The organism is Acidiferrobacteraceae bacterium, from assembly GCA_037388825.1.
In the GTDB taxonomy this organism is placed as follows: domain Bacteria; phylum Pseudomonadota; class Gammaproteobacteria; order Acidiferrobacterales; family JAJDNE01; genus JARRJV01.
The window spans coordinates 1-20,014 of record JARRJV010000031.1 but is presented as its reverse complement, the minus strand read 5'-3'; the positions used below and the strand labels follow the sequence as shown (position 1 = coordinate 20,014).

Annotated in this window: 27 protein-coding genes; 11 read left to right on the top strand and 16 right to left on the bottom strand. The window is 62.2% G+C overall.

The window, feature by feature from the left end:
• Nucleotides 1-56 precede the first annotated feature (56 nt).
• A complete protein-coding gene (locus P8X48_07555; GenBank protein MEJ2107168.1) occupies nucleotides 57-500 on the bottom strand; it encodes a hypothetical protein in 444 nt (147 codons plus the stop codon).
• Between the two features lie 259 nt (nucleotides 501-759).
• Here P8X48_07555 and P8X48_07550 point away from each other — a divergent pair, with 259 nt between their 5' ends.
• The 6 genes from P8X48_07550 to P8X48_07525 all read left to right on the top strand — a co-directional run bounded on the left by P8X48_07550 (nucleotide 760) and on the right by P8X48_07525 (nucleotide 3,818).
• The gene (locus P8X48_07550; GenBank protein ID MEJ2107167.1) at nucleotides 760-1,239 is read left to right on the top strand and encodes a DUF302 domain-containing protein; all 480 of its coding nucleotides are present in this window, start codon (nucleotides 760-762) and stop codon (nucleotides 1,237-1,239) included.
• Complete coding sequence (locus tag P8X48_07545; protein MEJ2107166.1) at nucleotides 1,236-1,688, top strand: DUF302 domain-containing protein; 453 nt, start codon at nucleotides 1,236-1,238, stop codon at nucleotides 1,686-1,688. The genes P8X48_07550 and P8X48_07545 overlap by 4 nt, the downstream gene beginning before the upstream one ends.
• 179 nt (nucleotides 1,689-1,867) lie before the next feature.
• A complete protein-coding gene (locus tag P8X48_07540) occupies nucleotides 1,868-2,218 on the top strand; it encodes a spore germination protein GerW family protein (GenBank protein MEJ2107165.1) in 351 nt (116 codons plus the stop codon).
• A gap of 8 nt (nucleotides 2,219-2,226) precedes the next feature.
• Nucleotides 2,227-2,829 (top strand): DUF2953 domain-containing protein, encoded by a 603-nt coding sequence (locus tag P8X48_07535; protein ID MEJ2107164.1) that lies wholly within the window; start codon nucleotides 2,227-2,229, stop codon nucleotides 2,827-2,829.
• Nucleotides 2,822-3,091 (top strand): hypothetical protein, encoded by a 270-nt coding sequence (locus tag P8X48_07530; GenBank protein MEJ2107163.1) that lies wholly within the window; start codon nucleotides 2,822-2,824, stop codon nucleotides 3,089-3,091. Before P8X48_07535 ends, P8X48_07530 begins: the two co-directional genes overlap by 8 nt.
• 133 nt (nucleotides 3,092-3,224) lie before the next feature.
• On the top strand, nucleotides 3,225-3,818 hold the full coding sequence (locus P8X48_07525) for a CBS domain-containing protein (protein MEJ2107162.1): 594 nt from the start codon (nucleotides 3,225-3,227) through the stop codon (nucleotides 3,816-3,818).
• A gap of 12 nt (nucleotides 3,819-3,830) precedes the next feature.
• On the opposite strand, the gene P8X48_07520 is transcribed toward P8X48_07525, so the two are convergent.
• From P8X48_07520 to P8X48_07495, 6 genes are all read right to left on the bottom strand, one after another.
• A complete protein-coding gene (locus tag P8X48_07520) occupies nucleotides 3,831-4,745 on the bottom strand; it encodes an MBL fold metallo-hydrolase (GenBank protein MEJ2107161.1) in 915 nt (304 codons plus the stop codon).
• Nucleotides 4,746-4,751: 6 nt separating this feature from the next.
• Complete coding sequence (locus P8X48_07515; GenBank protein ID MEJ2107160.1) at nucleotides 4,752-6,227, bottom strand: ATP-binding protein; 1,476 nt, start codon at nucleotides 6,225-6,227, stop codon at nucleotides 4,752-4,754.
• On the bottom strand, nucleotides 6,211-6,960 hold the full coding sequence (locus P8X48_07510) for a response regulator transcription factor (GenBank protein MEJ2107159.1): 750 nt from the start codon (nucleotides 6,958-6,960) through the stop codon (nucleotides 6,211-6,213). The genes P8X48_07515 and P8X48_07510 overlap by 17 nt, the downstream gene beginning before the upstream one ends.
• Before the next feature lie 137 nt (nucleotides 6,961-7,097).
• Nucleotides 7,098-7,877, bottom strand: coding sequence for a DNA-binding domain-containing protein (locus tag P8X48_07505; GenBank protein MEJ2107158.1), 780 nt, complete (start codon nucleotides 7,875-7,877; stop codon nucleotides 7,098-7,100).
• Nucleotides 7,874-8,725 (bottom strand): DUF692 domain-containing protein, encoded by an 852-nt coding sequence (locus tag P8X48_07500; protein ID MEJ2107157.1) that lies wholly within the window; start codon nucleotides 8,723-8,725, stop codon nucleotides 7,874-7,876. The genes P8X48_07505 and P8X48_07500 overlap by 4 nt, the downstream gene beginning before the upstream one ends.
• 67 nt (nucleotides 8,726-8,792) lie before the next feature.
• The gene (locus P8X48_07495; protein MEJ2107156.1) at nucleotides 8,793-9,056 is read right to left on the bottom strand and encodes a hypothetical protein; all 264 of its coding nucleotides are present in this window, start codon (nucleotides 9,054-9,056) and stop codon (nucleotides 8,793-8,795) included.
• A 353-nt stretch (nucleotides 9,057-9,409) separates the two neighbouring features.
• On the opposite strand from P8X48_07495, the gene P8X48_07490 reads away from it, so the two are divergent.
• Nucleotides 9,410-9,841 carry a hypothetical protein gene (locus tag P8X48_07490; protein ID MEJ2107155.1) on the top strand — a complete coding sequence of 144 codons (432 nt, stop codon included), beginning with the start codon at nucleotides 9,410-9,412 and terminating at the stop codon, nucleotides 9,839-9,841.
• 51 nt (nucleotides 9,842-9,892) lie between these two features.
• Here the strand turns inward: P8X48_07490 and P8X48_07485 are convergent, their stop codons facing one another.
• The 3 genes from P8X48_07485 to P8X48_07475 form a co-directional block, all read right to left on the bottom strand.
• The gene (locus tag P8X48_07485; protein MEJ2107154.1) at nucleotides 9,893-10,249 is read right to left on the bottom strand and encodes a YdbL family protein; all 357 of its coding nucleotides are present in this window, start codon (nucleotides 10,247-10,249) and stop codon (nucleotides 9,893-9,895) included.
• Between the two features lie 18 nt (nucleotides 10,250-10,267).
• Nucleotides 10,268-10,465, bottom strand: coding sequence for a YnbE family lipoprotein (locus P8X48_07480; GenBank protein ID MEJ2107153.1), 198 nt, complete (start codon nucleotides 10,463-10,465; stop codon nucleotides 10,268-10,270).
• 137 nt (nucleotides 10,466-10,602) lie between these two features.
• Nucleotides 10,603-12,120 carry a YdbH domain-containing protein gene (locus P8X48_07475; protein ID MEJ2107152.1) on the bottom strand — a complete coding sequence of 506 codons (1,518 nt, stop codon included), beginning with the start codon at nucleotides 12,118-12,120 and terminating at the stop codon, nucleotides 10,603-10,605.
• A gap of 37 nt (nucleotides 12,121-12,157) precedes the next feature.
• Here P8X48_07475 and P8X48_07470 point away from each other — a divergent pair, with 37 nt between their 5' ends.
• The gene (locus tag P8X48_07470; protein MEJ2107151.1) at nucleotides 12,158-12,283 is read left to right on the top strand and encodes a hypothetical protein; all 126 of its coding nucleotides are present in this window, start codon (nucleotides 12,158-12,160) and stop codon (nucleotides 12,281-12,283) included.
• A gap of 61 nt (nucleotides 12,284-12,344) precedes the next feature.
• On the opposite strand, the gene P8X48_07465 is transcribed toward P8X48_07470, so the two are convergent.
• From P8X48_07465 to P8X48_07450, 4 genes are all read right to left on the bottom strand, one after another.
• A complete protein-coding gene (locus tag P8X48_07465) occupies nucleotides 12,345-13,229 on the bottom strand; it encodes a hypothetical protein (protein MEJ2107150.1) in 885 nt (294 codons plus the stop codon).
• Nucleotides 13,230-13,387: 158 nt separating this feature from the next.
• Complete coding sequence (locus P8X48_07460) at nucleotides 13,388-13,516, bottom strand: hypothetical protein (GenBank protein ID MEJ2107149.1); 129 nt, start codon at nucleotides 13,514-13,516, stop codon at nucleotides 13,388-13,390.
• A gap of 76 nt (nucleotides 13,517-13,592) precedes the next feature.
• Nucleotides 13,593-14,057 (bottom strand): peroxiredoxin, encoded by a 465-nt coding sequence (locus P8X48_07455; GenBank protein ID MEJ2107148.1) that lies wholly within the window; start codon nucleotides 14,055-14,057, stop codon nucleotides 13,593-13,595.
• An 18-nt stretch (nucleotides 14,058-14,075) separates the two neighbouring features.
• A complete protein-coding gene (locus P8X48_07450; protein ID MEJ2107147.1) occupies nucleotides 14,076-15,566 on the bottom strand; it encodes a YdiU family protein in 1,491 nt (496 codons plus the stop codon).
• Nucleotides 15,567-15,895: 329 nt separating this feature from the next.
• Here P8X48_07450 and P8X48_07445 point away from each other — a divergent pair, with 329 nt between their 5' ends.
• A complete protein-coding gene (locus tag P8X48_07445) occupies nucleotides 15,896-16,591 on the top strand; it encodes an alpha/beta fold hydrolase (GenBank protein MEJ2107146.1) in 696 nt (231 codons plus the stop codon).
• 52 nt (nucleotides 16,592-16,643) lie between these two features.
• On the opposite strand, the gene P8X48_07440 is transcribed toward P8X48_07445, so the two are convergent.
• Together P8X48_07440 and P8X48_07435 are read right to left on the bottom strand one after the other, a co-directional pair.
• Complete coding sequence (locus tag P8X48_07440; protein MEJ2107145.1) at nucleotides 16,644-16,892, bottom strand: hypothetical protein; 249 nt, start codon at nucleotides 16,890-16,892, stop codon at nucleotides 16,644-16,646.
• Nucleotides 16,893-16,945: 53 nt separating this feature from the next.
• Entirely contained in the window at nucleotides 16,946-17,302 is a 357-nt protein-coding gene (locus tag P8X48_07435) for a DUF5362 domain-containing protein (protein MEJ2107144.1), read from the bottom strand.
• Nucleotides 17,303-17,604: 302 nt separating this feature from the next.
• On the opposite strand from P8X48_07435, the gene P8X48_07430 reads away from it, so the two are divergent.
• Entirely contained in the window at nucleotides 17,605-18,075 is a 471-nt protein-coding gene (locus tag P8X48_07430) for a (2Fe-2S)-binding protein (protein ID MEJ2107143.1), read from the top strand.
• A 3-nt stretch (nucleotides 18,076-18,078) separates the two neighbouring features.
• A partial coding sequence (locus tag P8X48_07425) for a molybdopterin-dependent oxidoreductase (GenBank protein MEJ2107142.1) occupies nucleotides 18,079-20,014 on the top strand: 1,936 nt, incomplete at its 3' end.

Here is a 20,014-nt window from a genome sequence, read left to right as displayed (position 1 = left end):
AGGATCAAGCCCCGCCCGGTGCGGGGCTTTTTCTTTTTGGCCTGCTGAATCCGGTACTAGTGCCTACGGCGACGTAGATAGAGCCAGGCCACGATCAGGACGATAAGGCTCAGTACTGACATGGTTCCGGCGAACCAGACGCCGAACCATGACCAGCGCGTCGTGTGCCCCGCCCGCGCCAGGGACTGCACGTCGAAATCCACCCACGGCCCTGTGCGCCCCAGCACGAAGATCAGCACGCGCATCGCATGCACCATAACCACCGCCGCAGTCAGGCGGAATACCAGCATGCCATGCCAAATCGAAAGGGTGATCCCCCACAGCAGACACACCCCCAGGGTCAGGGCGTCGAGCGCCAGCTCGAGGAACAACAACACTACGACCCATGGGACGAATACATCAATCGCTCCGCCAGCGAGCATGGCAAGTGTCCGGTAGAGCAGAAACGCGGCACCGAGGAACAGCAGTATGGCGACCATGCGGGACTGGCTTGCGGTCAATCCATGTCCTCCTTCCTGCGAATCGGAGTCAGGTACGGAGCGACGTATATACTATGTTGGTGCATTCCCCAATGTATTGCTTCAAGTCAGTGCAAATCACATCCGATTTTGTCGCGGCTACATCCGGATCGGCATGCACAGGATGCCGTCATTTCAGTGCAATACCGGAATTGGTAAAAGTCGACAACCCACTGGTACGAAGATTGCTCGAGAAATCACGGATTTGAGACGGACTTGAGTCTGCAACGGGGGTTTGCGAATGAATCGTGGCAAGAACTTGCTGGTCTGTTTCGTGTGCCTGATCGGGCTATGCGCCAGCGCCACCAGCCTGGCAAGTGAAGACCGGGACCCGGCCGCTCCGCTACTGGTGGTCAAAACCTTCAAGACCATGGACGAGGCGCTGTTCGATCTCAAGAATGCTATTGCCGACCGCAATTACGTATTCATCCGCCAGCAGAATGTCGATAGCCGGCTGACGCACTCCGGGACGGAGAACAAGGAGGTCGTGCTCGTCTATTTCTGCAACTTCAATATGGCCGATCGTGCGCTGAAGATCGACCCCCGGGTAGGTGTGTTCATGCCGTGCAAGATCACCCTGATCCGGAAGGCCAACCATATACAAATGGTGGCGATCAACCCGCACATGATGAGCAAGCAGCTCAAGCGTGCGGAACTGAGTGACATCTGCAAACAACTGACCCGCGACTACAAGTCCATTCTCAAGGAGGCCAGCCTGTGAAGACCTGGATCTTGATGTGTGCGCTGCTCCTTACCGTCAGCCTGCCGGCGGCGGCCGACGACCTGTTTGTGACCGTCAGCCGGCATTGCAACTACGAATCGGCCGTGAACGAGCTCAGCTACGCCATCGCGGACAACAAGTACACCTTGGTGAAAATCCAGCCGGTGGATGAGGGCCTGCGTCACCGGGGCTACAAGGCACCCAACTACAAGGTGCTGTTCTTCGGCGACAAGACACAGGTCGACCGCATCCTGAAGGACAACCCCCAGGCCTCGGTGATTTTTCCGCTACGGATCATGCTCTACCAGGACGGTGATACCATCGTCGCCAGCACCTACAAGCTGGACATGTGGAAAGGGGTCTTTGGAAAGGATCTGGATCCGTTGATCGACAAATGGGACCGGGACGTGCGGAACATCCTGCGGCAGTACGCACAACAGCCGATCTGACCAGTCTCGCGCCTCGCTGCTCCCGGGCCATTTGCGACCGGCCCGCCGATTTTTCGCGAACACCCAACCTTTGCTGCGCCTTTCGCCCGCCACTTTGACGGGCATCAACGATCCGTCCCGATTCTCCCGGTAGCGTGACGCTCCCTTCTTCCTTCGACTATCGAGTGCCGGAGACGACGATGAAAGACATAGAGAATCTGTTTGGCAAAGCCGTCGGCGAAATCGAGCGCATGTTGAATACCAAGACCGTGGTTGGCGACCCCATTACGGTGGAAGGCAATACCCTGATCCCGCTCATCAGCGTGGGTTTCGGTTTTGGCGCCGGCGGCGGTGAAGGCACCGATCCGGCCAAGGGTGCCGGCACGGGCGGCGGCACCGGCGGCGGGGGCGGCGTCAAACCCGTTGCGGTCGTCATCATCAACCAGGACGGCGTGCGTGTCGAACCGATCAAGGGCAGTGCCGCCTCGCTCGTCGAAAAGGTCGCGGACGTGGTCGGCAAGGCAGCATCCAGCAAGAAGGCCGCTGACTAGAACTCCCGGTGAGTATCACGCTGATTCTGGTCGCGGCCCTGCTTGCGACGGTAGTCGTGTTGCTGGCGGTTCCTATCGACATACAGGTCGAGCTGCAACGCGTCGAAGAATTCAGCGGACAGGTTGCCATCCGCTGGTTGTTCGGTTTGCTGCGGTTTCGCTTCCGCTTCCCCGGCGCCGGCAAGGCGAGCAAGAAGGCGGAGCCCGAAGCGGGCGGGAAACCCGGGCCGCGGAAGCGACGAACCCGGGGATCAAACGTCCTTGCGGTACTCAAACAGTCGTCGTTTCGACGACGCGTGGTTCGCTTCTTGCGGGATCTGTTGCGCGCCGCCCACGCCCGTGACCTGAGCCTGCGCCTGCGCCTGGGTCTGGGCGATCCGGCTGACACCGGCATGCTGTGGGCGTTGCTGGGGCCGGTCAGCGCCATGGCACGAAATCTGCGCAGCGCGGAAATTTTCCTTGAACCCGAGTTCATCGATCCGGTGCTGGAATTCGAATCCCGCGGGCACTTTCGCCTGTTCCCCATCCAGTTCATCGCCATCACCATTGCCTTTGTCCTGTCGCGGCCAACAATCCGTGCGTGGCGTACCCTGAGGCGGCAACATGCCTGACCCGCACATGCACAACGAAAGCCTGCGTGCCGGTGAACCCGTTGCCATCGGCGACGTAAGACTTCTGCCCATCGAGAAGATCTCGATCCAGTCGGACCGGGGCAGGGCCGGGCTCTGGGTTCGAGCGTCGAAGGAGCTGTTCGCCGTCATCGTCCGCGGCCCAGGCGGCATCCGCGCCTGCGATCCATCCGGCGCGGCCGTTTCGGTGGAAACCCTGGCCGAAGAAATATCGGGCCTGGATGCCCTGCTGGCATCGTTGTAAGGGGCACGGCCACTCCGATTGGGCTTCCAAATCCCACACCCGGAATAACGGAATTTGCCCCCGGTTTTGGCCTCGCGGCATGACGGGCGTACCATGAACACCGGGCTGAAAAAAACACCAGTGGAGGTACGCGATGAACTCTCCCTATGCACTCTTGCCAGGTCTCCCCTTGCAGCCGGGCACCGGCTTCGGACCCCGGACCAAACCGCTGACCATTGTGCACATGGACAGCCCCGCGACCGCGGTCATGACGGACTTCGCCACCGTGACGCCGGTCACCATCGATCCGGAAACGCCCATCGATCTTGCGCTGACGAAGATGAGGACCTCCGCCGTACGACTGCTGTTCGTGGTCAACGAGGTGGAAGAGGTCATCGGACTCATTACCTCACGCGATATCCTCGGCGAGCGGCCCATTAAGATCACTGAGGAGACCCGCACGCCGCGTTCCTCCATCACGGTTCAGGACATCATGACACCCCAATCCCGCATCCAGGTACTCGATGCCGCGCGGGTGCAAGAAAAGAAGGTCGGCGACATCGTCACCACCCTGCGTATGCTTGAGCGCCAACACGCCCTGGTGGCGACCATCGATCCAGCCACGGGTAAGCAACAAATCACTGGGATGTTCTCGACCAGCAACCTTGGTGGACTGCTGGGCGACGACCTCAACGACGAAACCGTACCGGCCCATTCCCTGGCCGAGATCGTCGAGAAGATCGCCTGAGCCCAATAGGCCCTACGGCCGAAAGCACTGCAGGTCGTCGGCGTACACCAGTGGCCCCTGGTAGTCGCGGCGAATCCATCGCGTACTCTCCGGCTCCCGTCCCAGGGTTCGGTTCATACGGTGCGATAGCACGAGTTGCCGCACCCGGGCCCTGGCGGCGACGCGACCGATGACCGACGGCGGCATGTGCAGGTCCCGCGCCACACCCGTCGCCCCTTCCGGAATCGCATGATGGGCTACCAGCAGGTCCGCGTTGCGCGCAAGCACGGCAAGGGTTCCGTAGTCCCCATTCATATCTCCGCTGAACACCACGCTCTTGCCACCGATTTCCACGCGCCAGGCCAGGGCCGGGATCGGCCCGTGGTGCACCGCCACGGCGCTCACGCGATAGCGTGAATCGGCAAGAATGACCCGGGGCTTTTGCCTGGTCGCATCGACATCATGAGGCACCAACCGGTAGGCGGCATCGCCGGTGAGAAAACGATTCAGGTAGCGGTAAACGCCTTTGGCACCAAACAGGCCATCGACGAATTCCGTCGTCGACGGCATGACCCGGTTGCCCGTCGGTCCATAGAGGGGAAGGTCGCGATCCCGGTCGCTGAAGAAAGAGGCCTTCACCAACACCGGCAGGTCGGCGCTGTGATCCACATGCAAATGGGAAAGCAGGATCAGATCCAGGTCGTTGACCGACGCCCCGCTCTGTTCGAAGCGGTCCATGCTGCCGCCGCCCAGGTCCACCAGCACACGCGCCTTGCCATCGCGCCAGATCACATAGCCGGTGGAGGCACGACCGTCGTCCAGCTCCGGTCCGCCGGAGCCCAGCACCTGCAGCCACACGCCATCGGTACCACAACCGGTCTTCGCCTCGGCCGGCGCAAGTGCCAGCAGGCACAGGAACGGGATCAGGTGGATGAGGCGCCGCACCATCGAGGCTCAGGCCGCATTGGTCAGAGGCAAGCTGAAGCTGAACGTGGTGCCGGCATTGGGCTCGCTCTTCGCCTCGATCGTGCTGCCGTGCAGTTCGACGATGCGCTTGGTGATGGCCAGGCCCAGACCCGCGCCGTCGAAGGACTCGTCGCCGGTTCCGCGATAGCGATAGAAGCGGTCGAAGATGTGGGGCAGGTTGTCCGCCGGGATGCCCGAACCCGTATCGCGCACACGCACCCGGATGTGTTCCTCCAGGGGCTCGACTTCGATGGAGACCCGCCCCCCCGCCGGGGTGTAGCGCAGGGCGTTGTCGATCAGATTGTCGAGTACCCGTTCCACCAGGCCGATGTCGGCAAGTACGAACTGCACCTCCGGATCTACCCTCGCCTCCACGGATACGCCTTTTTCTTCCGCAGCCAGCTTGAACTTCATAATCACATCCTGCAACAGATCGCCGAGGGAGAAACGCTCGAAGTGCGGTTTGATCTCATGGGCATCCAGTTTTGCCAATTCAAAAAGGTCCGCCACCAGCCGGCTCAGGCGCTGACTGTGTTTGATGGCTATCTGCAAATACTGCTGCTTCTCCTGCGGGCTGAGCGTGGTGTCCTTGATTAACAGGGTCTCGAGGTAGCCCTGCAAGGAGGCAAGCGGCGTACGCAGGTCGTGGGACACATTGGCCACCAGTTCCCGCCGCAGGTTGTCGTTGCTCTTCAGGCGTCCGACCTGGTCGATGATACGATCCGCCATCTGGTTGAAGGTAGCCCCCAGGCGATCGATTTCATCCCGGAACGCGCCCTGATTCGCGGGGAAGGTCACCGGTTCGTTGAAGTCGCTCTTGCCGAAGCGCTCCAGCACGCGGGTTAGCCGGGTCAGGCGTCGTGTGAGCAGGGCAAACAGTAACAGACCCAGGGTCAGCAACACCCCGAGGGCCGCGGTACCGGCCCAGAAACTGTTCTTCAGGATGTAACTACCCGAGATCATGCCGGCGGCACTGTCGTAGCGATCGCCGCCGAGGATTATATATAAGTATCCCTGCAGCTCGTGATTGCGCGTGATGGGGGCAACACTGAAGGCCTTGCGCGAGCCGGGATGGCGGGGGTTGTCGCCGGTAATGGGAAATGCCCTGTCCTTGCTGAGAAACTCACCGATCGGCTTCAGGCTCACCGACTCCTCCTTCACCGTACCCGCCGGCGCCGAGTAGGCAAGAATCTTGCCGGTGTGATCCAGCAAATAGATCTCGATGCTGGGATTCACTTCCATGTACATATGGAAGATCTCCTCCAGGGCCTGCTTGTTCACGATGCCGTTGGAAATCAGGTTGCGATCCTTCGTCAGATGGGCGGCCAGGTCCCGGTTCAGTTTCTGGCTCACCTCCTGCTGGTACATCTGGTAGGTTCGCGGCATGGTGTAGATGCACAGCAACACCACGATCGCGAACAGGCCCAGCAGTGCGGCGACCAGCTTGCTATACAGCGTGACCACGATCGGGCACCTCTTCTTCGGGTTGTTCGCGCGGTTCGGCCAGCTTGTAACCCACACCCCAGACGGTGAGCAGATAGCGGGGCTTGGCCGGGTTCTTCTCCAGCTTGGCGCGCAGGCGATTGATGTGGGAGTTCACGGTGTGTTCGTAGCCATCGTGGCTGTGGCCCCAGACGCTGTCCAGCAGCTGTGCGCGGGTGAATACCTGTCCCGGGTGGCGCGTGAAATGGCACAGGAGATCAAACTCCCGCGCCGTGAGGTCCAGGGGCTCACCGGCCAGGTGCGCGCGACGACGGGTCCGGTCGATGGTGATGTTGCCGACCTGGAACCGATCTTCCGCCGTCGCCGAACCGTTGCCCTGGCTCATGACCTCGATGCGGCGCAGGATCGCCTTTACCCGGGCCAGCAACTCGATAACGCTGAAGGGTTTGGTAAGGTAGTCGTCCGCACCCGTTTCCAGTCCCAGCACGCGATCGACCTCGGACGATTTCGACGTGAGCATGAGAATGGGCACGTAGTCGGAATCGGCGCGGATGCGACGGCACAGGTCGAGGCCGTCCACGTCCGGCAGCATCAGGTCCAGAATCAACAGATCGAACTTGTGGCCCTGCATCGCCGCCATGGCGGAACGGCCGTCCCCGGCCAGCTGCACGCCATAGCCGGCATCACCCAGGTGCAGCTTGATGAGATGGGCGATGTCCGGATTGTCCTCAACCACGAGCAGGGATTGCGCCATGTGTACTGGTCCCACGGGCCGCATCGGGAAGCACTCTTTCCCCCGGCGGCGAATGATTTGCGCGGTGCGTGTCGGTCTTCGACTCGCATAAGGGGCCATCGTTCCCGGCGGCTCCCCGACCGCCGGGAACCATCGCCCTACCCGATTCCGCTGACGATTTCCTCGGCGATCCAGCCCTTGAGCAATGAGGCAAACCGAAGCGGGACTTCCTCCTCCGATATTCGTGTCCCGAGCGCGACGCAAACCTGATCCAGGCTGGCCCCGTCCACCATGGCGTCGAAGGCCACCTGTTCGTCGAGCGACATGGACCGGAACTGGGTGGTGAGCTCGCGGCGCCAGATCAGCCACGGCACCGGCTCCGAACGGGCGGGAATGATTTCCGATGGGTTGTCGCTGGTCAGCACCTGCCACAGGCGCGGCGCATCCCAGCAACTGTCCAGGCGGCGCACCGATGGATGCACGATCAAGCTGGCGCTCGACCAGGCCTCCGGTGGCAGGCCGGCCATGTCTTCTTCGCGCAGCAGCGATGCATCGGCGGCGTCAAAGGCGTCGATCAACAGGGATTCGAATTCGGCCAGCTCGTGCAGCCACTCGTACTCCCGGTATTCCGGCGTGGTCTGCAGAAAGGCGGGCAACACGCGCCCGAAGTCTCGCAAGGTGAAACGGCGCGAAGGATGGGCATCGATGTACTGATCGGTGAGCCGGTCGAATCCCTCGTCGCCGAGGGCCGTCCAGACCGCCTCATAGTCCTGGCCCAACACTTCCTTCAGCCGCACACGATAGGCATTGGAGTAGACCGACAATTGTCGCCGGGGCGCGGCGCGCCCGTCGGCGCTGACCCACTCCGGCAAGGGAGGCTCGCTGTCGGCCAGCACATAATCCTGAAAGGAATGCTGCAGATCGGCGAGGCGGCTCATGCCAACTGCCCCTCGAGTTCGCGCTCACCGATGCGTTTTACTTCTTCGAGCTCGGCCAGCAGTTCTGGCAGCGGCGGGATGTTGTCGTCACGCTCGATCATGGTGGAGACGCGCCCGAAGCGACGCACCGCCTCGGCATACAGCTCGTACACGGGATCGGCGATCGGATGGTCGTGGGTGTCGATGATCACATCTTCCTCGTGGGTGTGGCCGGCGAGATGAAACTGGTAGATGCGCTCCGACGGCATCGCGTCCAGGTATTCCAGCGGATCGAATCGATGATTGAATGCACTGACGTAGATGTTGTTGATGTCCAGCAAAATGCGGCAGTCGGCCCGATCGGCGACCTCGCGCAGGAATTCCCATTCGCTCAGTTGCGAGGCGCTGTAGCGTACGTAGCTGGAGACATTCTCCAGCAGCATCTGGCGCCCCATGTAGTCCTGCACCCAGCTGACGCGGTCGGCCACGTGCTGCAACGCCTCCTCGGTGTAGGGCAAGGGCATCAGGTCATGCAGATTGATTCCATCGACCCCGGTCCAGCACAGGTGGTCGGAAAACCATTCCGGCTCCACGTGCGCGATCAACTGTTTCAGGCGCGACATGTAGTTGAGGTCCAGTTCCGCGGTGCCGCCGATGGACATGGAGACGCCGTGCATCACCATGGGATAGTGCTCGCGGATACGCGACAGGTAGTGAAGCGGCTTGCCGCCGTCCACCATGTAATTCTCGGAGATGATCTCGAACCAGTCGACTGCCGGCCGCTCGTTCAGGACATCTTCGTAGTGATCCTTGCGCAGACCCAGTCCGTATCCGAGATAGGGTCGCTCGTTGGTCTGCGATTTTTTCATTGCTGACTCCGGTGGGGAAACACCGACGCCCGCCGACAGCAGGCGCCGGTACTTTCCTAAAGCCCGATTACTTCTTCGGCTTGCCGACAGATCCACCGACCTTGTCGCACTGCTCCTTGCTCATCTTGAGGAAGCCCTGGCCCTTGCAGGCACCGTGGCCCTTGCACGCATTGTTGGCGGTCTTGCAGTCGTTCTTGCCGGCGCAGGAGTTCGCGCCAAAGCACTTCACTTTTGCCTCCGAGGCATGAGCGGCGCCGATGGGTGCCATGGCAAACATCGCGGCGGCAGCGGTTGCCAGAGCGGCGGCAGCAAATTTTCTACGGGTGGTCATAATGATCTCCTTAGGTTCAACTAGAGGTGATAGCCGTCGGCGACCGTAGCTGCTTGCGCACCGGGGCCACCGGGGGTTCGGTCCATGCTTTGACCGAGGACCGTATTATTAGTCAACAAATATCGCAAAAGTATCACGCCGCGACGACTTTTTTCTGCCGGCGGAAAATCGGCTGTTTTGCCCCCGCGCGCTTCCGAGCTGCCTCCACCGCCGCAATTTAGCCTCTCCTAATATGCAATCCGGGCGGAAATTCGGCCTCACCGGACCCCCCCGTTCCTACGCGACCCAGATCAAAGTTTGCGCCTGAACCCACGTGGTAATTTTGGGCGTGAAACGAATGGAGGAACCGTATCATGGCAAGATCGAAGCGCTCCGCCGCGGCCCAGACTGCCGCGACCGCCCTGAAAAAGGCTACGGCCGCCGAAAAAACAACGGTGAAGGCCCTGGCCGAATGGCGCAAGGCGGTGGAACACGCAGTCAACACCGCGGAAAAGGAACTCAAGGAGGCGGCCAGAAACGTGGCGGCCAAGGAAAAACAGGTGGCGAAGGAAGCGGCACGCGTCACCCGGGCGAAGACCCGGCCGGCGAAGAAACTGGCCCAGGACGCGCGCAAGCGCGTGCGCAAGGAACTGGAATCGGCGCGCAAGAAGCTCACCGGCTCGCGGCAGTTCCGCAACGCCACCAAGGCCACGCAGCGCATGGTGCTGCAGGCGGACAAGACCCTGGCACGCGGCATGAAGCAGGCCAAGCGCACCGCAAAAAAGGTTCGCAAGAAGATCGGTTAGCCGTAGTGGGGCAAGCGGCCCGGGGATAAGGAATGGTTCCCGGGCCGTGTTCTATTTCTTCACCCACTTCCCCGAAGGCAGCTTGACGTATTCCCCCGCCGGGGTCCGCTCGATGGCCTTCTTCCCCGCCAGCGCCTCGACCACGTTGAGTTCCGTGCCGTTGCGCTTGGCGATTGCCTGGTACTCCTGCCGTCGTGCGGCATTGATACGCTTCATCATCGCCTTCACATCGGCGGAGGCGCTCCCCTTGACGAGACCCAGGTAGCCGTCGGGCTGCTCGCCCACCAGCCCCTGCGCCTTCGCTTCGTGCAGGCTGATCGCCCAGCTCGGCGTGGACCAGCCCATCCCGGCGAGACCGAGCAGCAGTGCCGAGATCACAAGAAATCGTAGCGACAGGCGATTGCGCATTGCGGGTACTCCTCCTGGCTAGAACAGCCCTTTGTCTTTGCTGAACACCTCGTCCAGTTCCTTGTCCACCTTGACGCGGATCTCGTGTTCGATCTTGACATTGAGATTGATCGTAATCGGTTCCTTGGGTGCAACAACCTCAACCCGCGGTGTACACGCTATCGCGAACAAGGCCATAGCGGTCAGGCAGGAAATCCGGGTCAAAGCGATTCGCATAGTGGCATCCCTGAAACGATCTGGTGGAATTCAGCTTAGCACCGTTGCCCGTGCGGTATCCACTTGGCGTACACGCTCGGTGATTTCGCCGCCCCTTTGCAGGCTGCGCAGCAAGGCGGGGATGTTTTCGTCCACGTTCAGGTTGAGATGCACCGGCGCCCTGACTGCCACCCCGGGTTCTTGCCCTCCAGGCGCACCTGTACACCAAGGTTGCCGTCAGGCTGGTAGTTCGCGGTCGCCTCCAGCTTCTGATACTGAAAGTTGGACAGGGCATCGACGACCAGCTTCAGGCTGGGATTGCTTTTCGCCATGGCGCCCACCTTCTCCGTCGGCCGGTAGCGGATCTGCCCGCCCGGCGCGCGGGCGCTGAGCCTGCCCTGCTCTACCCGTATGCCGGCTCCGCTGATTGCGACCGGCAGTTGTCCGTCCAGGATCCCCGTACCCTCCAGGCCCTCCTGCCGTTCCAGTTCCATAATGTCGTGCAGGCTTAGGCCTTCCAGTTTGACCACGAAACGGTTTTTCGGCCTTGCGAAATCCAGGTCGAATGGCTCGCTGCGCGCGCGACCGCCGAGCAGTTCGGCGCTGGCCTTCTTGACGCGCACCACGGGGGACCGAGCTTCGGCGCGCAACAAAAGCGCACATCGCAGTTCGAGATTCCTGATCGGAATACCCACATCGAGAAGGCCGACCTTGAGCTGCGCATCCGTTGACGTGCGCACGCCTCCATCCACGGCCAGAGCCACGTCGGCGTCGACGCCGGCCAGCGCGATCTTCCGATAGCTACCCTCCGCTCCGGCCACGTGTACGGACAGGTCGATGGGCTTTCCGGAAGCGGCAGGCAACACCACCTGCCATTTGGCATTCAGATCCCCGTCCACCTGTGACGGCCAGTCCGTGCCAGCAAACCAGGGTTGAAGTACGGACAGCAGACCGTGAAGGCGCACGCGTAGTGCGCCGGCGACCCGTACTGGCCGTTCATCCAGTGCGACCGGATCAATGGTCCACTGCAAAATCGGCTCCGCCGTACCAGGAGCAAGAGACAGCTTCGTTTCGCCGTTCTTGCGCGCGGAGAAAGCAACCACAATCGATGTGGATCGCGCCGGTAGTTCTATGATCCCGCTTGCATTGGCCTGGCCTTGGCGGATGCTGCCATGCAGCCGGGCACCATACCGCACATCCGAAGGCGCGCGCCCGTCGACGACCAATTGCTCGAGCGCCACTTCACGAACCGGAAACTGCGCCAGCCACTGGCCCGAAAGTATCGCCGCAAGGTTCCGCGCCCCCGACGCCAGTTCACCGGAAACGGGTGCTACCTGCTCCGTGCCCGAAACGGGGACGACGTGGGCGGTGGCACCGGGTACCCGGATCCGTTCCAGCCTTCCCGACAGAATCTCGCCTAGCCGGTACGAGATCTCCACGCCGTTCAACTGGAACGCAATCTTCTGGCCGCCAACCGTGGTGGTGAACTGAATCCTGTGGAGTCTGAGCGCGTGCAGACCCGGATAACCGGCGCGAACCTGAATGTCCTGCAGATCCCACGCGGAGAGCTCCCGCTTTACGATATGGGCCGCAATCCACGGCGAGCCTGCGTAGGCCAGCGCCAGCAGGACAATGATTCCCGAAAGCCAGGCAATGTACCGTTTCCGTCGTGACATGGCGTTTCCACGCGGGTGCGGAGCTGTGTGTCACAGAGTGTACGGACCAAATAGGTCGAACGCGATAGATCCGCACCAGAAGAAGGAAGCGGCGAAGGCGGTGGCCGCCAAGGAGAAGCAGACCAAGCGCACGTCAAAGAAGGTTCGCAAGAAGATCGGTTAACCGTAGCGGGGCAAGCGGGTCGGGTATCAGGGATGGTTCCCGGGCCGTGTTCTTTCGCCCGTCAACCCAGGGATTCCTCGAACGACTTCAGCCGCTGGCGCAAGAGATCCACATTGGGCCGCCATTGGGCCTCCTTGGGCATTATGACGCGCTTGCGGTGCATCTCCTTCAGCCCGTGCAGCAACATCGGTCCGTCGCTCGCGTCGAGGATATCCTGGCGGATCTCCACCGCGAACTCGGGCCGAACCGTCAGGAAATGCATATTGAACGCGGCATGGTGCAGCTTGCACAGGGCAATGCCGTTGCCGATCGAATTCTGCATCTCCCCTTCCGCATCGGGAACGATGCGGGCAACGTCCAGCAGTTCCTGGAGCCTGAGCCGGCACAGCGCGCATTGCCGGTCATAGGCATTCAACACCCGCTCGCGATAGGCGCGGTCATGGATGCGTTGCCGCACGGCCGCCGTGAGATAGGCCCGGCGCGCGGGCTCGGGCTTTGCACCCATATAGTTGGTGTCTTCGAACTCGACCCGAAAGCTCATGGACGCGGGATCGTCCTCCACCAGATAGGCCGGCCAAACGGCGAGGTACTTGCCCTGGACCACGGGATGGAACCACGCAAGCGGCACCCCCTGTCCATGGGCCTCGCGCAGGGCGGTGTTTTCCGGGTTCTTTCGATCGTTGCCCCAGTAGGGATAGCGCAGCGCGCCATCCTCGGCAAAGCCGTCATCGTCCGGATCCACCGGGATGTTGTGGATGGAAAGCGGAACCCGCAGGGCCTCGGGGGTAAACACCACCTTGGACCCCAGCAGTGGAATCCGCTGGTCACCGAAGACAAAACCCTGCTCCAGCACCGCCCGGGGCAAGACGTCCCCATGAAGCTGTACCTGCATGGCGAGCCACTCAAAGGCGGCTTTTCTTATGGATAAATCTGTTGTTGCGCTCATTTCTACTCCGGGCTTCCTGCAAGAGCGCACCCCACATGTTTTTCTGTTGTCCAGCTATTGTAGGTTAATTTTCGGCCTTCGGGGCTGTCGGTGGGAATTCTGCACTCGTTTTTCCCGCATGGTTGTCAAAAGATTGAACAGACCCGCGCTTCCCGCGCCTAGCGGTACCTTCCGAAATGCCTGTGCCGGGAGGATTTCTTCTCTACGGATTTCAGCCACGCGCGTACCGCGAGCTGGATCACGATCAGCACCACGATTACGCCGCCGATGAAGTAGAACCGGTCCATGGCCCCAGCCTACACCCGGGCCAACGGTCACGAAAAGACCGGTCAACGGGTGAAACCGCCAACGCCCGGAACTTCCCTAGAGACGCTTGACCAGCTCCAGCATGGCCAGGGCGTGGCCGTCGGGATTCACGCCGTACAGGGCCTCGGCCAGGTCGCCGTCCTTGTCGATGACGAAGGTGGAGCGGACGATGCCCATTTTCTTCTCGCCGTTCTTTTCCTTCTCCTGCCACACGCCGTAGGCATCGCACAACTCGCCCGAGGTGTCGGCCAGCAGATCGACCTTGAGCCCGAGCTTGTCGATGAAGGCCTGGTGACTGGCGCAGGAGTCCTTGCTCACGCCCAGCACCACGGTGTCGGCCGCGGCGAAATCGCTCGCCAGCTCCGTGAACTGGTTCGCCTCGATGGTGCAACCGGGCGTGTCGTCCTTGGGATAGAAATACAGCACCACGTTCTTCTTGCCGTGAAAGTCCGACAGATGAACAATCTCGTCGTCCTGGTTCGGCGTGCTGAAGTCCGGCGCCTTCTGGTTTCTCGTCACCATGTTTTCCCTCCGTAGCTCCTAGGTTCCACAAAAAGTCTGCAGCACAACTTCCTCCGGTTGCGGCGGCTGCCTGTAGCTCTCCTTGCCCGCCTGCTCGGTGAACGGGTTCTGCAAGACCTCATGCAAGGCATGAAACACGGAAAAGTCGCCGTGATCTTCCGCCGCGCGGATTGCCGCCTCCACCTGGTGATTGCGCGGGATGTACACCGGATTCACCGACTGCATGGCGGCCATGCGTTCCGCATCGTCCTGCTTTTCATGGCCCAGTCGTGCACGCCACTGCTGCAGCCATTGATCGATTTGGCCCGGATCGTCGAACAGCGAGCGCAGATCGGCGTCGCTCGCATCCGATTGTCCGCTCATTCGCGACAGATAGAAGAAAGTGAGCGTGAAATCGGCGTGGTTGTCGGCCATGACATTCAGCAACTCCTCCAGCAGTTCCTTGTCGCCGTCCCGGATTGCATCGTCGACCCCACCCGTGAGGCCGCACTTGGCGCGCATGCCCGCTAGCCAGGCCTCTTCATAGGTATCGATGTAGGTCTTGAGGATGTCCTGGGCGATGGCGACCGCCTCCTTGCCCTGCTCCGCCAACAGCGGCACCAGGCATTCGGCGAAGCGAGTCAGGTTCCACAGACCGATGCCGGGTTGCTGGTTGTAGGCATAGCGCCCGCCCTTGTCGATGGAACTGAAGACCTGGCTGTGGCGGTACTCGTCCATGAAGGCGCACGGACCGTAGTCAATCGTCTCGCCGGAGATGGCCATGTTGTCGGTGTTCATCACGCCGTGGATGAAGCCGAGATGCATCCACTGCGCGATCAGCCGGGCCTGCCGGTCCACCACCGCCCGCAGCAGGGCGCGGTAAGGATGTTCGGCGTCCTTCGCCTCCGGGTACAGTCGCTCGATCACGAAGTCCGCGAGCCTTTTCACCGCGTCTTCGTCACCACGCATGGCGAAGTGCTGAAAGGTACCCACGCGCACGAAGCTGCGCGCCACGCGCGTAATCACGCCACCCGGCAGGGGTTGTTCGCGAAACACCTCCTCGCCCGTGGCCACCGCCGCCAAGGCACGGGTGGTCTGCACGCCCAGCCTCGCCATGGCCTCGCTCACCAGGTATTCACGCAGCACCGGGCCCAGGGCCGCGCGCCCATCGCCGTTGCGTGAAAAACGTGTCGGTCCCGAACCCTTGAGGTGAATATCGAACTGGCCACCGTCCGCAGCCTGGACCTCGCCCAGCAACAGCGCCCGCCCGTCACCCAGGGATGGATTGAAGTGGCCGAACTGGTGGCCGGAATACGCCATGGCCAAAGGCTCGGCGCCTTCCGGCACGACGTTGCCGGAAAAGATAGCCGCCACCGACACCGGATTCGGGGAGGCGGGTTCGAAGCCGAGCGCCGCCGCCAGTTCCTCGTTGAACCGGATGAGGGTTGGCGACTCCACCGTCGCCGGTTGTGTCGGCACGAAGAAGCGCTCGCCGAGTTCTACGTAGTGGTTGTTGAATGGAATCTGCATCGCCTGCGCAATCGGATATTCCGGAGCTCATTAGTTTAATAAAGTATGGCGTGCCCAAAGCCCGTCAATCGCTGGGGGAATCGGGCAAAATGCTTGCTGCCCGCAACGAACCCAATTCGTTCAGGCGGAATCAATAACCTATTCTTGATGCGAACTCCCGGGCAAGTCCGTAGAATCCGAATGGCAATAACACCAGCAAACCCGGGCCAGTGTCTGGCCATTTCTTACCGGCACTGCGGCCCCTGCGAAGCGAAAGGGAGTTTTGCCATGATTCGCCCGAAATCCCATCCGGCCCTGGGCCCTGACCCCATCACCACCCGGAAGTAGCGATGCAAACCGTCGGCAGGCAGATGCGCGGTTGCGCTGCAAAAGGGTTGTTGTTGTTCGCACTGTCATGGGGTTCCGCCAACGCCCTGGCGGGCGAACATCCGCGCGCCGTGACCTTTCACACCCGCGACGGCGGCACCATCGACGCCGACCTGTACGGGAAGGGCAGCCGCGGCGTCGTGTTTGCCCACGGCGCGATCTTCAACAAGGAAAGCTGGGTACCCCTGGCGCAACGCATGGCCGCCCACGGTTTCCGCGCGCTGGCGATCAACTTTCGCGGTTACGGCCGCTCCCACGGCGGCAGCGATCCCGGGGCGCAGGATCAGGACGTGCTCGCCGCGATCCGCTGGCTGCATGCCCACGGCGCGAAGAAGGTCTCCGTCATCGGCGGCAGCATGGGCGGCGGCGCCGCGGGTCAGGCCGCGACCGAGGTCAAACCCGGCGAGATCGACAAGCTGGTGCTGCTGTCGCCCATGCCCATCAACGACCCGGAACAGCTCAAGGCCGCATCGATCCTCTATATCGGCAGCCGCGACGAGGGCCTTGCGCCCCGGATCCGCGCCCAATACGGGCGCGCACCGAAGCCGAAGAAGCTGATCCTGCTTCCCGGCCGTGCCCATGCGCAGAATATCTTCGCCACCGACGAGGCGCAGGCCTTAAGCGACGCGATCGTCAACTTTCTGGTCGATCGACATTAAGCAGGTTACAACCAGGGGAATCCGAACCAGGTTCCGGCGGGACGATCAGTCTTTATATTTTTTTGTGATCCCACCGGTAGACTAGGTTCTTCAGTCCGATACCGATGAGGAACAGGAAGATGGACGAGACCCAAGCCGCCAGGAGTGGCCAGTAGTCTGGCTGGACCTGGCCGGCGCGACCGAGAGACCAGAGCGCCAGCGCGAGCCCCGGGATGATGGCCACGCCCGCGAGAAGTCCCACATAGCAGGCAATCTCGCTGGCGAACCATGCAAGATCGTGGATCCAGCCAGCCGGCTTCATGACGGTAACCAGAAAAACCGGTGCGCATACTGCTGCGCACCGGTTTGCGAGGACTAGAAGTGGCCGCCGCCCTGCATCTGCAGCATGGCGCCGATGCCGCCCATGAGGAAGGCGAACACGACAAGGAGGAGGCTGATCAGGGTTGTGATTCCCATGATGGTGAAATAGGTCTTGAGCTTGGCCACCGAGCGCACCAGGGTGTCCTTGTCACCGGACCGGGTCGCCTCCGTAGCGGCCGACGCCGACTGGAACAGGACCACGCCCATCCAGATAGGCAGCCAGGCGATGATGATGCCGACGATGCTGAGTGCGGTCAGCACACCGTAGATAATCATGAGCACGCCGACGAGCTTCATCCAGAAGGCGCTTTGCGATAGGGGTAGCCCGATTTCCTTGATGTCGTTTTCCATTCTTCTCTCCCGTTGGGTTGTCGGTGTCCGGGTTTCTTGTCCCTGGCGGCGCGCCGCCAAACGATAATTTTTCGTAAAACCCGTACCGTTTATGCCGGAAGCGTACAGGGAGGTCAATCATCGGCTCGTGCAAACCCCTGGTGCACACCACTGGATTGGACGAGCTCGTCGGCTTGCACGGGTCTATTGCCGCAGGCAAATTTACCGGCCTGAACGGATCCGCGGCCGGGCGTATAATGGCGGCCGGATTACACCCGGCTCCAGTCACGACCTTTCCATTCCGAACGATGGGGGACAGGGACATGGCGCGTTTCACCCTGCACGTCAACGGGCAAGACCACGCAGTGGGGGCTCTGGACGACACGCCGCTGCTGTGGGTGCTGCGCGACCGGCTGAAACTCACCGGCACCAAGTATGCCTGCGATGTCGGGGTGTGCGGTGCGTGCATCGTGTACGTCGACGGCAAGCCGATGCGCTCGTGCATGGTCCCGGCCTCCACCGTCAAAGGCAAGGCGATCACCACCATCGAGGGGCTCTCCTCCCGCCCCGGCCGGGCCGTGCAGCAGGCATGGATCGATCTCCAGGTCCCGCAGTGCGGCTACTGCCAATCGGGCCAGATCCTGACCGCCGCGGCCCTGCTGCACGACAAGCCCAATCCGACCGATGCCGACATCGACGAGGCGATGGCGCCCGTGCTCTGCCGCTGCGGCACCTATCAGCGTGTGCGCGCCGGCATCCACCGGGCGGCGAAACTCATGAAGGAGAAGACCTGAGCCATGGAAGAGATTCGCCTCGACCGCCGCCGCTTTCTCACCGTCACCGGCGCGACCGTGTTCGGCGCCGGTCTTATCCTGGCCATGAGCTGGGACGACCCGTTCCCCGCCCACGCGGCCGGCATCGGCAGCACGGAAACCTTCCAGCCCAATGCCTGGCTCAAGATCGGCACCGATGGTCGCATCGTCGTCTACACCATCGAATCGGAAATGGGCCAGGGGCCCTACACGCTCATGCCCATGATCCTGGCGGAGGAGCTGGAGGTTGAATGGCGGGATGTCGGCGTGGCGCACGCGCCGGTCGAACCCGTTTATGGCTTCCAGCTCACCGGCGGCAGTTCCAGCATCCGCAAGGGCTGGGCCACCCTGCGCAGCGCTGGCGCCGCGGCCAAAGAGATGCTGATCAGCGCGGCGGCGAAACAGTGGCGCGTGCCGCGCAAGGAGTGCTATGCCGCGCACAGTCATATCGTGCGCCGCGGCACCAATGACAAACTGGGCTTCGGCGAACTCGCCCTCGCCGCCGCGGCCCAGCCGCTACCGCGAACCGTGCGCCTCAAGACACCGGACGAGTACCGCATCCTCGGCACGCCGGTGCCGCGCCTGGATATCCCGCAGAAGGTGGACGGCAGCGCGATGTTCGGCATCGACATGGATTTGCCGGGCATGCTCTACGCCACCACCGTGCACTGCCCGGTGTTCGGCGGCAGTGCCAAACAGGTCGACGACGGAAAGGCGAAAGAGATTCCCGGCGTGCACTCGGTGTTCACCATCGACAATGCCGTCGCCGTGGTGGCGCAAGACACCTGGACCGCGATGCAGGGTGCGCAGGCCCTGGCCATCGAATGGAACGAAGGCCCGAACAAGGACCTCGGCACCGACAAGATTCGCGCGCAACTGGAAAAGGCGGCCCGCGCCGGCGGCGATGTCTCCAGCCGCCGCGGCAGTGTGTCCCGGGCATTAAAGGGGGCGAAGACGATCCAGGCGAGTTACGACCTGCCCTTCCAGGCCCATGCGCCCATGGAACCCATGAACTGCACCGTCCGCATCCAGGATGGCAAGTGCGAGGTGTGGGTGCCAACCCAGTCCCCGAGCCGCGCGCACGACAGCGCGCGCCAATACAGCGGCAAGGGATCGGACGCGATCGACATCCACACCACCCTGCTTGGCGGCGGATTCGGCCGCCGGCTGGAACAGGACTACGTGGCCGAGGCGGTGCAGATCGCGACGCGTATCAACAAGCCGGTGAAGCTCACCTGGACGCGAGCGGAAGATACCCAGCACGACTTCTACCACCCCCATACCTTCCACGTCATGGAAGGCGCGGTCGATGGCAAGGGCAAGCCAACTGCCTGGTGGCACCGCATCGCCGGCGTCGGCCACCCGGGCGCGCCGGAGTTCCCCTATGCCATTCCCAACGTGCGCATCGAGCTTGCGTCGGTGCGCGTGCCTGTACCCACCGGCGCCTGGCGCTCGGTGTCGCACCATTACTATGCCTTCGCCCAGGAGACCTTCTTCGACGAGCTCGCCCGCCTCGGCAAACAGGACCCGCTGGAACTGCGCCTGCGTCTGCTGCACGACCCGCGCCTGCGCGGCGTGCTGGAACTGGCGGCGGACAAGGCCGGCTGGGGCAAGGCGCGGCGCGATGGCCACATCCTGGGCGTGGCCGCGCACTACTCCTTCGGCACCTATGTCGCCGAGGTGGTGGAGATCGCCCGCGACCGCAACGGCCGCATCCGCGTGCCGCGGGTCGTGGTCGCGATCGACTGCGGCATCGTCATCAATCCAGACATCGTCGCCGCGCAGATGGAAAGCTCGGTCGTGTTTGCGCTGCAGGCGGCGCTCAAGGGCTCGATCACCCTGAAGTACGGCCGTGTGCAGCAACACGATTACGAGGATTTTCCCATCCTGCGCCTCGACGAGATGCCGAGGGTCGAGACCC